This is a genomic window from Pantoea sp. VS1, assembly GCF_002207995.1.
GTDB classification, from domain to species: domain Bacteria; phylum Pseudomonadota; class Gammaproteobacteria; order Enterobacterales; family Enterobacteriaceae; genus Pantoea; species Pantoea dispersa.
In genome coordinates, this window is the sequence record NZ_NHZE01000149.1 from 1 (window position 1) to 658 (window position 658).

Sequence of the window (658 nt, forward strand, 5' to 3'; positions counted from 1 at the left end):
CCGTCACTACGCACACGTTGACTGCCCAGGCCACGCCGACTATGTGAAAAACATGATCACCGGTGCTGCGCAGATGGACGGCGCGATCCTGGTTGTTGCTGCGACTGATGGCCCAATGCCTCAGACCCGTGAGCACATCCTGCTGGGTCGTCAGGTTGGCGTTCCTTACATCATCGTGTTCCTGAACAAGTGCGACATGGTTGATGACGAAGAGCTGCTGGAACTGGTTGAGATGGAAGTTCGCGATCTGCTGTCTCAGTACGACTTCCCAGGCGACGATACCCCAATCGTACGCGGTTCTGCGCTGAAAGCGCTGGAAGGCGACGCTGAGTGGGAAGCGAAAGTCGTTGAGCTGGCTGGTCACCTGGATACTTACATTCCAGATCCAGTACGTGCTATCGATCTGCCGTTCCTGCTGCCAATCGAAGACGTATTCTCAATCTCTGGCCGTGGTACCGTTGTTACCGGTCGTGTTGAGCGCGGCATCGTGAAAGTGGGCGACGAAGTAGAAATCGTTGGTATCAAAGCGACTGCTAAGTCTACCTGTACCGGTGTTGAAATGTTCCGCAAACTGCTGGACCAGGGTCAGGCAGGCGAGAACTGTGGTGTTCTGCTGCGCGGTATCAAGCGTGAAGAGATCCAGCGTGGTCAGGTTCTG

At 55.5% G+C, this 658-nt stretch carries 1 protein-coding gene; it reads left to right on the forward strand.

The window, feature by feature from the left end; genetic code table 11:
• Positions 1-658 (forward strand): GTP-binding protein (locus CBW22_RS25140; RefSeq protein ID WP_254919573.1); only part of this gene is annotated, 658 nt, incomplete at both ends.